This is a genomic window from Micromonospora sp. LZ37, from assembly GCF_059359015.1.
In genome coordinates, this window is the sequence record NZ_JCADBL010000009.1 from 291,170 (window position 1) to 303,062 (window position 11,893).

Consider the following 11,893-nt stretch of genomic DNA (forward strand, 5'->3'; position numbering starts at 1 on the left):
GCTCCGGATCGCCACCAGCAGGTCTGGATCCGGTGCCAGGCCGTGCACCCGCAGGTAGCGCTGCGGGTGCACGGTGTCGTACGCCCGGGCGACGGCGGGTGGCCACCGCCCGCCGGCACCCCGGACCCGCACCGCCGGCTGGGTAGATCATCTTGTCGGTCGTGATCGCTAAGGTACGCCCGCCGCACCGCCCGAGCGGCTCATGACCACTGAGGACTGCTCACGATGTCGGCTCCGCGGTGGCTATCGAGAGGTGACGCGCGTGGCGGGGCCGCTCCATCCTTCGTCCTGAGCAGGAGGTTTCGCCGAGTGACCATCAGCCGAAGCTTCGACTTCATTGGCGGCAGTTCCTCGAAGTTCTGGGAGGTCACCTGCGACGGCATCGAGGTGGTCGTCCGGTACGGCCGCACCGGCACCACCGGCCAGACGACCAGCCGGGCCTTCACCACCGAGGAGGCGGCTGCCGCGCACGTCGACAAGCTGATCACCCAGAAGCTGGGCAAGGGATACCGTGAGCGCGAAACCGGCGTCGAGCAGACCACCGAGGCCACCGTCGAGGCCACCCCGAGCAGAGTGGCCCGCTCGGCTGTGGCACCAACCGACGAGGACACCTTCGTGCTGCCGCCGGCAAGTCGTCGGCACGTCTTCGCCCGGCGGGGCGATGCCGACCGGTCGGTGCGGGAGCCTGACGCGGCCGCTCACGCGACGGCGTTGTCGCTGCTCACCACCCACGCCGAGGTGATCGAGCAGACTCTGCGGCACCCCCGGGCCGAGCCGGAGGTGGCAGCGGCCGGCCTCGACCTGCTCGCCGGAGAGCCGTCCCCGCTCGGGCTGGCGGCGGTCGCCGCCGCCCTGGTGGCCAGGGCGAGCAGCCGGCGCCAACAGGACGGCCTGCGGGTGCTCGGGGATCTCTGGCTGGCCGACCACGGTCTGCCCGTCGCCGCCGCCGCGGCCGCGGAACTGTCCTCCCTCGGCTGGGGCTACCGGGGCTACCAGCATCACGAGAGTGGAGTGCCGCTGCGTCACCTACGGCCCGGGGAGTCGCGTGACTACTCGGCGCACGAGGGCGGTCTGACGATCGCCGGCCGCATCCGGGCGGCGCTCGCCGCCGCCGCCGCCGCGGACGAGTACGCCGCCGCTCTCGACGCACTCGCACCGTACCGGCAGGGCACCCTGCACCAGCGCGTGGCGGCCGCCTTCCTGGCGCCCACGGAGACCGGCTGGCACGACGAGGTCGTCACCGCGGTCGCGGCGGCCGGCGATGTCACGCTCTCGCTGATCCTGTTGACCGCGGTGACCGATCCGGCGCATGTCGCCCAGCTCAGCGACCTCGGCACGGGCTACTGGACGGTGCCGTCGACGGCGTTGGTCTGGTCGATCACCGCGGCGGCCGGCGCGGCGGCAGCGCCCATCCTGACCCGCTGGTTCGACGACGCGTACGGCGGGACGGACGTGAAGCGCCCGCTGCTGGCGGCGCTGGCCGCGCTCCCCGGCGACGAGCCGTTCCAACTGCTCCTCGACCGCTTCGAGCAGCGGGCCGTGCCGGCCGCCCTGCTCGACGCCGCCGGACGGTTCCCGGTGCGGGCCCTGCGGCTGTTCGCGGCCGACGCGCGGCGGGGCGTACGCGACCTGCTACGCGCGCACGTGCTCGCCCACCCGGAGGTGGCCGAGCGGGCGCTGCCGGCCCTGCCCGGTGAGGCGGCCGGTCGGGTACGGGCCATCCTCGGCGAGACCGCCACGGTGTCGACGGCACCCGCCGAGGCATCCGCCGAAGCCCTGCCGGCGCTGCTACGGCGTCCCCCGTGGACAGTTCGCCGGGCAACCCGCCGGCCGGTCGTCGTGGACGGCCTGATCTGCCCGGACGTGCCGGCCATGCGGTGGAGGCCCGGCGAGCGTGACGCGTGGCGCGACACCCGGGGCCACACGGCCTGGGCCGGCCAGCATCCCGACTGGGAGTCGGTGGCCGCGCGGGTACGCGACGGTCGGGCCTACTGGTATGAGACCGTCGACTTCCTGGTCCGGGCACCCGAGGAGCTCGCCCGTCCGGCGCTGCCCGACTGGCGGCCGGTCGACGTGTGGGACGGCAACCTCTGGATGCCGAGGGTGGTGGGCCGTTTCGAGCTCGACGCCCTGCCCGCCGCACTCGGCGCAGCCCGGCGCAGCCCGGCCGCGCTGGCCGGCACCCTCCTGCCCTATGCGGCCCCGGAGGTCGCCACGTCGATGGCGGAGTGGCTCGGCCGGCTCAAGTCGGCACGCCAGGCCGCACTGGCCTGGCTCACCCGGCACCCCGCGGCGGCGGCCCGGGCGCTGGTGCCGCCGGCGTTGGGTCGGCCCGGGGCCGAGCGGCGCCACGCCGAACGGGCCCTGTGGACGTTGGCCGGCAACGGCTACGCGGAGCATGTCCGCACGGCCGCCCAGCAGTACGGTCCGGCCGCGGCGGTGGCGATCGACGAACTGCTGGCCGTCGACCCGCTCGACGTGCTGCCCGCGCGGATCCCTCGGCTGCCGGAGTGGGCCGACCCGGCGCGGCTGCCACGGATCCGGATGCGCGACCCATCCGCCGTCCTGCCGCTGCCGGCCACGGGACACGTGGCCACCATGCTGGCGATCTCGCGCCCCGGTGAGCCGTACGCCGGGGTGGGGGTCGTCAGGGAGCTCTGCGATCCACGCAGCCTCGCCGACTTCGCCTGGGCGATCTTCGTCGCCTGGCAGGCGGCCGGCAACCCCGCGAAGGAGGGCTGGGTGCTCGACGCCCTGGCCCTGGTCGGCGACGACGAGGTCGTCCGTCGGCTCGCACCGGTGATCCGCGCCTGGCCCGGCGAGGGCGGCCACGCCCGGGCCGTCGCCGGGCTGGACGTTCTCGCGGCGATCGGCACCGACGTGGCGTTGATGCACCTGCACGGCATCGCGCAGAAGGTGAAGTTCAAGGGCCTGAGGGAACGGGCGAACGCCAAGATGCGAGAGGTCGCGGCGGGGCTCGGCCTGGACACGGAGCAGCTCGCCGACCGGCTGGTGCCGGACCTGGGGCTCGACGCGACCGGCAGTCTGACGCTCGACTACGGGCCCCGGAGGTTCGTGGTCAGCTTCGACGAGCAGCTCAAACCCTACGTACGGGACACCGACGGCAAGCGCCGCAAGGACCTGCCCAGGCCCGGGGCCAACGACGATCCGGTGGCGGCACCGGCCGCGTACCAGCTGTTCGCCGCCTTGAACAAGGATGTCCGCACGATCGCGACCGACCAGATCCGCCGGCTGGAGCGGGCGATGGTGACCCGGCGACGGTGGACGGGCGCCGAGCTCCGCCAATTCTTCGTCGGGCATCCGCTGCTCTGGCACCTGGCGCGACGCCTGCTGTGGGGCCGGTACGACGCGCAGGGGGCACTCGTCGGCGCTCTCCGGGTGGCCGAGGACCGCACCTTCGCCGACGTCGACGACGAGCCCGTGACGCTGCGCGACGACGACCATGTCGGGGTCGTACACCCGCTGGAGTTCCGCGACAGCGTGGCGGCCTGGACGGAGGTCTTCGCCGACTACGAGATCCTGCAGCCGTTCCCTCAGCTCGGCCGGGAGGTGCACACGCTGACCGAGCTCGAGTTGGCGGCGTCCCGGCTGACCCGGTTCGAGGGGAAGACGGTGCACTTCGGCAAGGTGCTCGGGCTCGAACGCCGCGGCTGGCAGCGCACCGACCCGGAGGACGCCGGCATCCAGGGTGGCATCGAGCGCCCGCTGCCCGGCGGGGGTGGCGTCGTCATCTGGCTCAACCCCGGAATCGCCCTCGGCTTCGTCGAGGAGTTCGCCGAGCAGAAGTTCGAGGAGATCTGGGTGCGGCGCGCCGAGGACGACCACTGGGGCAGCAAGCGGGTGGCGTCCCTCGGCGACCTCGACCCGGTCGTCCTCTCCGAGATCATCCGGGATCTGAAGGAGATCACCGCATGAGTGTGGCCGGAGACGACACGACCCGCCTCGGGCACGGGGCCGGCGGCGCGGAGTCGCGGGTGCAGCGGCCACCCGCAGAGGTGCGCTACGCCGAGGAATTGGCCCGGCTACGCGCCGACGACACCGCACGGCGTCCGCCCGGTTGGGTGCTGAGTCTGCAGGCGGCTCGGCGGTTCATCGTCGGCGACGAGGCGGCGGCATCCGCTGTAATTTCGTCGGCGACCCGTCGCTGATCGACCGGGCCCTGGTCAGCTTGGCCACCAGCCGCGGGCTGATGCTCGTCGGCGATCCGGGCACCGCCAAGTCGCTGCTGTCGGAGCTGCTGGCCGCCGCGGTCAGCGGCGACTCGACGCTGACCATCCAGGGCGGCGCGGCCACCACCGAGGACCAGATCAAGTACTCGTGGAACTACGCGTTGTTGGTCGCCGAGGGGCTGTCGACCCGCTCCCTGGTGCCGGCGCCGCTGCTGCGCGGGATGGCGGAGGGCAAGGTGGTCCGGTTAGAGGAAATCACCCGCTGCCCGCTGGAGGTGCAGGACTGCCTGCTGTCGCCGCTGTCCGACCGGGTGCTGGCGCTGCCGGAGCTGACCGGCGACGAGGCGATGGTCTTTGCCCGCGAGGGGTTCAACGTCATCGCGACGGCCAACACCCGGGACCGGGGCGTCAACGACATGAGCTCGGCGCTGAAGCGGCGGTTCAACTTCGAGACCGTCTTCCCGATCGCCGACTTCGACACCGAGCTGGCGCTGGTGGCCGCCGAGGCGGGGGCATTGCTACGACGCTCCGGGGTGGCCGCCGAGCCGCGCCGTGACGTACTGGAGGTGCTGGTCACCGCATTCCGTGAGCTGCGCACCAGGCAGACCGTCCGGGGTGACGCGATGGACCGGCTGTCGGCGGCGGTGATGAGCACCGCCGAGGCGGTGTCGGTCGCGCACGCCGTGGGACTGCGCGGCTGGTTCCTGCGCGGCGGGCGGGCACCGCCGCAGACCTGGTCTCCTGCCTGGCGGCACCGCGACGAAGGACAACCCCGACGACCTGGCCCGGCTGCGCCGCTACCTCGAGCAGCAGGCCGGTTGGCGCTCCGGCGGGCAGTGGCGGGAGCTGCACGACGCCCGACACCTGCTGCCCGGCTGATGGGGGCGACGTTCATCGGGGTACGCCACCACAGTCCCGCCTGCGCCCGCCTCGTCGTCGAAACGATCGAGCGGCTACGGCCGGCGTACGTGCTGGTGGAGGGCCCGGCCGACATGAACGACCGGCTCGACGAGCTGCTGCTCGGCCATGAGCTGCCGATCGCGGTGTTCAGCAGTTTCCGCGACGCCGACCGGCAGCACGCCTCCTGGGCGCCGTTCTGCGGCTACTCCCCCGAGTGGGTCGCGCTGACCACCGGCCGGGCCGTGGGCGCGCAGCTGCGCTTCATCGACCTGCCCGCCTGGCATGAGGCGCTGGCCGGCGCGACGGCCCTGGACCGGCTGTACGGCCGGGACGAGGACCTCGACCGCCGGGGCGTCCGCCGCGGCGGCAGCCGGCACGGCGGCGACGGTGACTCGACCCTGACCACGGTGGACTGGCTCGACGACATGACCCGGCTCTTCCCCCGGGAGACCATCGAGCGCCTGCAACGCGACGCCGTGGAGCGGTACGAGATCTACGACGTCGTGACCGACCCCGCCGTCCTGAGGCGGGTGGAGCCGAACCCCGCCCTGCTCAAGGCGGTGCCCCGCTTCCTCGTCCCCCACGACCTCGGTTTCGTGCAAACCGACGCCGCCGCCGGTGCCCGGGACGACGTGATCGCACTGGCGGTGTGGGCCTTCCGGGTCGCCGACGAACGCGCGCCCGACCTCACCGAGGCCCAGGTCCAGGTCCAGGTCGGCGGCCGGACCGCCGACGGCACCGGCTCCGGGCTCGGACCGACGCTGGGGCTCGCCGACGCCGTGCTGCGCGACGGCGCCGTACACGTCGGCCCCGGCATCGCCGCCGCGATAGCCGTCCAACAGCGCCGCCTCGACGCCGCCAACCTGCGCTGGCCGTTGTTGACGGTCAACGAGCTGGCCGACCAGCTGACCGTACCGGGAGCGCAGCGCCCGGTACCGCCCGGACACGCTGGCCGGGCTGATCCTGGAGCTGCACGCCCGCCACCGGGCTGTCGACAACGCCGGTGAGACCCTGCGGGCCCGGGTGCTCGGCACCGAGGAGGCGGCGCAGACACCCCTTTCGCCGGGCCCGGCTCCTCTCCCCCGGCGTCCGGGTGTCCGCGGTCGGCGAGCAACGCGTGGTGGAGATCTTCGACGCGGACGCCGACACCGCGACCGTACTGGTGCTACGGCCTAGCTGGGACGCAGACTCCGTCGGTGCCGCCCTGGCCCGGCGACGCGTCGCCGGGGCCACGATCGGCGACCTGGCTGCCGGCAACCTGGTCACCGAGTCCGCTGTGCGCAGCGCCAGCCGGGTTGTGCGTCTCGTGACCGGCCGGGTCGGGCAGACCACCGTCACTGCGTCCCAGCGGTGCTGGGAGACGCTGCCGGGCGCGGTCGTGGTACGGGACATCACGGCGTTGGCCGCCGAGCTCGACGCCCTGCCGCCCCGGGTGATCCGGCCGCGCATCGAGGCCGAGTTGGTGCGCGTTGTGGAGGTGACCGACGTTGTGTCCGTCAGGTACTCGCCCGGCCAGCAACGCCTCGACGCCATCGTCGTGGACGCGCACGGCGACCGGGCCACAGTCACCGCCGCGCACAGCGTCGCCGCGCCCGGCCGGCTCAACGCGGTCGCGGCGGCGCTCACCGGCACGGACGGGTCGCTCCGCTACATCAGCGGCGTGGTGCACCGCTCCGGCGGCGGCGTCGTGATCGACCCGCTGGCGTTCAGCATCGACGGCGCGCTGGTCCTGCCCGACCTGTCCCCGCCACGGCGGGTCGCCTCGGGTCGGTCCCGGACGATCCTCCCGGGCCGCTGGTTGCCGCGCTGCGCGGCAGTCGGTCGGTGCTCGCCGACGTCGCTCACCACGGGTTGTTGCACCTGCTGGCCACGTACCCGAACCGCCTGGGTGACGCGGCGCGCGGGTTGGCGACGGTGGGCCTGCATCAGGTGGCAGCCGCCGTGGACCGTTTCGCCGCGACACTCCGAGCCGACCCGGGGGAGGCCGCGGTGCGGGCATGGGTGGATGCCTGCCTGCGGGTCGATGTCGCGCTCGACCTGTGCTGAGAGGCGGTGGCAGGCTCAGGTCAGATCGATGTGCGCCGTATGTTCACCATGCCGATCCGTGGTGTCGGTGACCGGTTCCGCCAGGCACCAGCCCTCTGGTCTGGTGACGATCTGGTTCCGACCGAGTTTGTGGCGTAGCCGCGAGACGAAGGTACTGACGACCAATGGGGTCTTCGGTCGAGTGGCCGGCGGCATTCGGGCGAACACCTGCCCGCCGTTCAACGGCGAGGACCGGGCATTGATGAGGACCTGCAAGATGGCCGCCTCCTGACGGCTTACCCCAACGGGCTGTGCCTGGCCTGCCAGGTGCACCTGCCTGGTCAACGGGTTGAGCCAGAGCGCCGCTTCGGCTGTGTCGGGGATGCGGGTCGCTACCGGGGACGAGCCTGCGACGCACCATCCGCCCCCAGCGGTGATCACCGTCTGCCGACCGAGTCGGGCACGAAGGTGGTAAATAATCACGCCGATAGTCGTCGCACTGGCCGGACGGATCGCCTCGGGTAAGGCCCGCCAGATCTGATCACGGCTGCACGGCCGTCCCTCCGCTTCGATGAGTGCGCGCAGGACGGCCACTCCCTGCCTACCGAGGCCGATGGCCCGCTGACGGCCGTTCAACCACACCCGCTGGTACTCGACGTCGAGGGTGAGGTCAGCGTACGAAAGCAGTTCAGGCCTGTTGGCAGAACCGGGGGTAGTTGGATCCTCGAGCCACCAGCCGCCGGCTCCGGTCACGATCCGGTCCGCACCCAGCTTCTTGCGAACGGTGGAGACGACCACGCCGATCTGCCCGACCGTCGGCGGCCGAAGGCCGAGGGGCATCGCGGCCCGGATTTCCTCACGGTTACGTGGCGTGCCCGCGCTACTGATGAGCACCGCTAGGACGCCCGCCTGCTGCCCACTCAGCAGGATCGCCCGGATATCCGAATTCATCCGCACCATACCTGTCGGCATCATCAACTCGACGCCGGCATAGAAGTGCCTGGTCAGCCGGGTGACCATAGGGGCCTCGCGCATGCGGGGCCGCTCCGCGCAGCACGCCCCGGACGATGGAACCTGGCGGTACGGGCCGGCCGCCGACGACCTGTTGCTCGGGTTTGCCCGACTACAACTGATCAACGATTTCGGACACTTCACCTCTTGCTTCCCCCCTCACCTTCGACTGCTTACCGTTGCTCGGCCTCCACGACGCAGAGCCGCGTCCGCGGGTTCATCACCCGGGAAACGGCGCGATGCAGGCGACCAACGGCTGCCCCGGGGCGTACGCGGGCTCAGCGGCAGCGGGCAGGTCGACCAGGGTGAGGTCGGCGGCGCCGCCCCGGCTGTGGCCGTCGTCACGGATGGCCGGGTAACTCCGCCCCAACATGAGCCGGGTCAGCGGGCGACGGCTGCTCTCCCGCCGATGGGCGAGCCGCACGGCTCCGGCTCGGCCTCGGCATCGAGCAAGTCGAGGGCGGCGATAGCGATCTCAACGAACGCCTCGCCGCGCCGAACGGCGGCCGCCGTCTCCCCGGCCGGCAGCACGGCGCGGCGCTGTAGCAGGACGTCGTCCCAGGAGAAGCTCGGCCGGACGAACTGCGCCGTCACCTCCCACCGGCTCTGTCCCGCGGTGCGTTCGAGCTTCCGGCGTCCTGGCAGCGGGATGTCATGGACCGCAATGGCGCTGAGCCCCGCCACCGCGGTCAGGGCCGGCGGCAGCCGGGTGGGCCAACCCACCACGACGATGAGATCGGCCGCGGCGGAGGTACCAAAGGTCCACCCGCTGTCATCGGTGGCGGCGTCAGCCAGTACGGGCACACCCCGCGCCGCCGCGAGACCCACCACCGAAGCGGGGCCGATCGTCGGCTCGGGCGCAGTCACCACCTGGACGACGTCGTGCCGGGATTTGAGCAGCGCGTCGAGGACGGCGCACCCCGGCTGGGCCCATCCCACGAAGGCCAGCCTCACGCGTCAACCCCACTTCCCGGGCGGCGCCTCACACCGGCACCACCGATGCGAGCCAACACGGTCGGGAGCGGAGTCCCGAATCGTCGGGTGCGTGGTTGACGTGGCACGCCGGTCCTCCTGTCGGGTGCGGCCGCACTGGGCGCGCGGCCTGCGCAAGAAAGTGGATGCGGCTGCCGTAGACGCCCCAGGGGCCGTGTCACCGACGCGTGCCGGCCGGTGACCGATGGTGCACCGGTCGTCGGCACGGGCCCGCGGTCACCGCAGTGAGGCGCGGTGACCGGGTTCGGTACACGTCGGAGCGCGGCCACGACATGCATGACGGTCGTGACAGCGACCCGGTTCAACCCGACGTCGAAGACCGGAGGTCTGGATCGGACGCCGCGAGTGGGAGAACGTTTCGGCATCCGCATGAACGGACGTTAAGTCTGCGAGCAGTCTTTAAAGGATTTTCTCCCACGATCAGATCACCGCAGCGTGTCGATCGAACGCACGCACCGTGATTCAGCGGTCCGGGGCGCGGATTTGGCCAACCAGCGATGAACAGAACGGCGGGCGCCGCCGTTGAGCCTCCTGCCCGCGTCCGGAGGAGGTCCGCCGCGGCAACCGGTAGTTCCCAGGCGCCGAAGGAGCCAACCGAATGCCAGGTCCGAACCAGCCATCCCGCCGATGGTCGGCGAAACTCCTCGACCCATTGCCCGTGGCGCTCGTCGCGGCGCTGCTCGCACCGGTGGCACTTCTCTTCACCGAAGCGCAGCGGCTCAGCGAGGTGGAGCACCAGCTCACGGCTCAGGAACGCGGCGGCGTCGAGTATCTGCGGGCCCTCGCTCCGCTGACTCAGGCACTGGTGAACGCCCAGTCTGCGGCCGTCTCCCGCCAGCCGGTCGCCCGGGACGCCCTGACCAGGGCGATCGAGGGCGTCGCCGCCACCGACGCTCAGGTGGGTGACGAGTTGCGCACCCACGACCGGTGGATCACGCTGCGGGCGAAGGTGGAGTCGCTCCGCGACGGTGGCCTGACCGATCCGCAGGCAGCCTTCGACTCGTACAACGAGGTCACTGATCTGCTCATGGCCCTGCATCAACGAGTCGGCGAGACCTCCGGCCTGAGTCGGGACCCTCGCTCGGCTACCTACTTCCTGCAGCACAGCGTCGTCGATGAACTTCCCGGGGCCATCGTCGCTTCGGGCCGCCTGGTCGACCTCGTGCTGCTCTCCCGGGATCGGCCCGACGAAGACTTCGTCGCCACCATCAACGAGCTGGCGGAGCTGCGGCACGAGGCCCTCGAGCCCGCCCATCACCTCGTCGGCGACCTACGCTCGGCGGTAAACAGCTCGGAACAGGCGGACTTGGGCGTCAAGGTGCTCGGGCCGCTGGATGTGTACGAACGGGCGGTCGAGGAGTTGGCGCGGATCTCCGAGCCGACCAGCCCGCTCCGCAAGTTCCGGGCCGACCCGCAGCAGCTCGCCAACGCCCGGCTCAACGTGCACCTCGCCGGTCAGCAACTGCAGCCGGTCATCCTCGCGGAGCTGGACGCGCTGCTGCAACAGCGCTTGACCGACTCGGCGAACGCGTCGCGGCGCCGGGTAGCCACGGCCACCGTGACCGTCGCCCTGCTGCTACTCCTGGTCGTCGCGGTCATCCGGAACATCCGACGCGCCACCGGCGGTAGGGACGGCAGCGGCGGAGTTCCGGCCAGTCGGCTGGATGATCAATCGGTCGTCCGACCCGCCGCCGTCGGCGTCGGTAGTCAGGGCTCCTGATGCTCCTCGACCGGCTCCGGATCCGGAGCAAGCTGGTGGTGCTCGTGGTGGTCCCACTCCTGAGCATGGTGGGGCTCGCCGCGCCGGTGGTGACCGAGAAGGCGCTGACCGCCCGACAGGCCGATGTCCTGGCGACAGCCGTTCAACTGGCCAGCCGGGTCGGAACGCTTGTCCAGGATGTGCAGCAGGAGCAACTACTCGCGGTCGGTGTGCTGCTCGGCCAGGCAACACCCATCGACTTTCAGCAGCAGTCGGCGGTGGTCGACGACCGGGTCAGCGACCTGCGGGCCACCTGGGACGGTAGCCTGCCGCCGAGGGTCGCTGCCGCCCTCGATGAGGTTCGGTCCCTGGCCGCAGTCCGCGCCGCGGTGCTCGCCGAAGCCATCACCCCGACTGAGATCCTCCAGGCCTTCACCGCCGTCAACAGTGGACTCATCGATTCGCTCCGCCTGCAGGTCGCGTCGGATGGCACTCCGGTCACCCGCAAGGTCCTCGCCCTGGACACGCTGCTCCGGGCCGACCAGGAGCTCAGCCTGTGCGGCACCCTGCTAGTGCTGGTGAAGGCGGCCAAGGGAAAAGGGGCGAGCGCGGACTTCATCGCCTGCATGGGCGCCTACCAGGTGAGTGACCACCGGTACCGCAGCCTCATCGGCCATGAGCAGACCGTCCTGCGAAGGCTGGACGAGACCGCCGTGGCGGCCCGCGCAAAGTCCGCCTTCCTGACCGCGGGCGCGCGTGATCCCGCCGGTGCAGTGCGGCAGGTGCCGATTGAGCAACTTTTCCCATCAATTCGCTCCATGATCACAATTGGCCAGTTCGTGGAGAAGAAACTCGTCGCCGACGTGCTCGCCGAGGTGACCGCCGAGCAGCGGCGGGCGCTCGCCACGGCCTGGCTGGTCGGCGGGGCGGCCGCCCTGGTCCTGCTGATCGTGCTGCTGCTCAGCTTCGCGGTGGCCCGTACGGTGGCCCGACCGCTGACCCGGCTCACCCGCTCGGCCGACCGGGTCGCCCGGGTCGCCGAGGCCGAACTGGTCCGGGTCGCCGACGACGAGAC

General features: G+C 71.9%; 6 protein-coding genes and 3 pseudogenes. 6 read left to right on the forward strand and 3 right to left on the reverse strand.

Annotated elements, in window-relative coordinates:
* Positions 1–309: 309 nt before the first annotated feature.
* From AC5L3Z_RS20160 to AC5L3Z_RS20175, 4 genes and pseudogenes are all read left to right on the forward strand, one after another.
* Complete coding sequence (locus AC5L3Z_RS20160; RefSeq protein ID WP_494844153.1) at positions 310–3,936, forward strand: DUF4132 domain-containing protein; 3,627 nt, start codon at positions 310–312, stop codon at positions 3,934–3,936.
* Positions 3,933–5,069, forward strand: a pseudogene (locus AC5L3Z_RS20165) (ATP-binding protein). The gene AC5L3Z_RS20160 and the pseudogene AC5L3Z_RS20165 overlap by 4 nt, the downstream one beginning before the upstream one ends.
* Positions 5,069–5,563, forward strand: a pseudogene (locus tag AC5L3Z_RS20170) (DUF5682 family protein); the annotation flags it as partial. The pseudogenes AC5L3Z_RS20165 and AC5L3Z_RS20170, both read left to right, overlap by 1 nt.
* Positions 5,564–5,647: 84 nt before the next feature.
* Positions 5,648–7,136 (forward strand): annotated as a pseudogene (locus tag AC5L3Z_RS20175) (YehQ family protein); the annotation flags it as partial.
* Positions 7,137–7,151: 15 nt separating this feature from the next.
* Here the strand turns inward: AC5L3Z_RS20175 and AC5L3Z_RS20180 are convergent.
* From AC5L3Z_RS20180 to AC5L3Z_RS20190, 3 genes are all read right to left on the reverse strand, one after another.
* A complete protein-coding gene (locus AC5L3Z_RS20180) occupies positions 7,152–8,150 on the reverse strand; it encodes a winged helix-turn-helix domain-containing protein (protein ID WP_494844154.1) in 999 nt (332 codons plus the stop codon).
* Positions 8,151–8,346: 196 nt separating this feature from the next.
* Positions 8,347–8,499, reverse strand: a complete 153-nt coding sequence (locus AC5L3Z_RS20185) for a hypothetical protein (protein WP_494844155.1) — start codon at positions 8,497–8,499, stop codon at positions 8,347–8,349.
* A gap of 8 nt (positions 8,500–8,507) precedes the next feature.
* Positions 8,508–9,080 (reverse strand): hypothetical protein, encoded by a 573-nt coding sequence (locus tag AC5L3Z_RS20190; RefSeq protein ID WP_494844157.1) that lies wholly within the window; start codon positions 9,078–9,080, stop codon positions 8,508–8,510.
* Positions 9,081–9,777: 697 nt separating this feature from the next.
* Here AC5L3Z_RS20190 and AC5L3Z_RS20195 point away from each other — a divergent pair.
* On the forward strand, positions 9,778–10,839 hold the full coding sequence (locus tag AC5L3Z_RS20195) for a hypothetical protein (protein ID WP_494844158.1): 1,062 nt from the start codon (positions 9,778–9,780) through the stop codon (positions 10,837–10,839).
* Positions 10,839–11,893 (forward strand): nitrate- and nitrite sensing domain-containing protein (locus AC5L3Z_RS20200; RefSeq protein ID WP_494844159.1); only part of this gene is annotated, 1,055 nt, incomplete at its 3' end. The genes AC5L3Z_RS20195 and AC5L3Z_RS20200, both read left to right, overlap by 1 nt.